At 60.4% G+C, this 1,515-nt stretch carries 1 protein-coding gene; it reads left to right on the top strand.

All coding sequences use genetic code 11. The features are described 5' to 3' along the window. Nucleotides 1-83: 83 nt before the first annotated feature. Nucleotides 84-1,436, top strand: coding sequence for a transposase (locus ACZYOF_RS43680; RefSeq protein WP_463719579.1), 1,353 nt, complete (start codon nt 84-86; stop codon nt 1,434-1,436). Nucleotides 1,437-1,515: the final 79 nt, after the last annotated feature.

A 1,515-nucleotide genomic window follows, 5' to 3' on the forward strand; every position in this document is an offset into this window, starting at 1 on the left:
TGGCCGATTTTGTTGAAAAAGGCGGTTGTTGCGACTCAGAGATAGCAGTGATTCAGTCTGCTTAGTTAGCAGGACTGAAGATCATGATGGGGCACCGGCAAGTCGAACAGCCTGAGTTGTTCTATGAATTCTCGCTCGAGAAGCATGTTCCCGCCGACCACCTGCTACGGTCGATCGACAGGTTTATCGATCTCGAAGAGGTCCGGCGGGGCCTGGCGCCTTTCTACAGTAGCATCGGTCGGCCTTCGATCGATCCGGAGCTAATGATCCGGATGCTCCTGATCGGTTACTGCTTCGGCATCAGATCGGAGCGGCGCCTGTGCGATGAGGTCCACCTCAATTTGGCCTACCGGTGGTTCTGCCGACTCGGTCTGGACGGTGCGGTGCCGGATCACTCGACTTTTTCCAAGAACAGGCATGGTCGCTTCCGAGAGAGCGATCTCTTCCGTCGAGCGTTCGAGAGTGTCTTGGGCCGCTGCCTCGAGGAGCGACTGGTCGGTGGTGAAGGATTTGCCGTCGATGCGAGCCTGATCAAGGCCGATGCCAATCGGCAGAAGGGGATCGAAGGCGACAAGGGACTTCCACCGGAGGCTGCTGGCCGAGCGATCAATGAGTATCTGGCCGTCCTCGACGATGCCGCTTTCGGAGCCGCGACCGAGGTCACGCCGAAGTTCGTGTCGCCCTCCGACCCAGCGGCGCGCTGGAGGGGAGCGCACGGCGGCCAAGCCTTCTTTGCCTACTCGACGAACTACCTGGTCGACGTCGAGAACGCGATCATCGTCGATGTGGAGGCAACCACGGCAATCCGGCAGGCGGAGGTGTTGGCCGCCAAGCGCATGATTGAGCGCTCGCTCGAACGGTTCGATCTCTATCCGAACCGGCTCCTCGGCGACAGCGGCTATGGCTCGGCCGAGATGCTCGGCTGGTTGGTCTACGAGCACGGGATCGAACCGCACATCACCGTCTTTGACAAGTCGGCCCGCACGGACGGGATCTTCTCGCGCGAGCACTTCACCTACGACCACGCAGGCGACGTGTATCGCTGTCCTGGCGACAAGGTCCTCACCACGACCGGAGCGCTGGTGAACGACGGTGCCACGATGCTTTACATGGCCAGCAAGCGTGATTGCGATCGATGCGCATTGAAAAGCCGCTGTTGCCCCAAGCAGCCTTCACGGAGGGTACCGCGCTCAATCTATGAGGGCGCTCGCGATATGGCTCGCCAGATCGCAAGCTCGTGGGAGGGCCGTACCTCGCGCCGGCTTCGCAAGAAGATCGAGATGCTGTTCGCGCACCTCAAGCGCATTCTCAAACTCGACCGTTTGCGCTTACGAGGCCCAAACGGCGCGCGCGACGAGTTCACCCTCGCAGCCACCGCTCAGAACCTTCGCAAGATGGCCAAGCTGATCCCGATGCAAACCCTCAAGCCCGCATAAGAGGCTAGTACAGCCGTTCGGCCCGATCGGCACTGGCGCCAATACATCCGACTACTGCTGCCTTTTTCAACGAAATCGG

The sequence above is a fragment of the Bradyrhizobium sp. LeoA1Lang genome, from assembly GCF_055413685.1.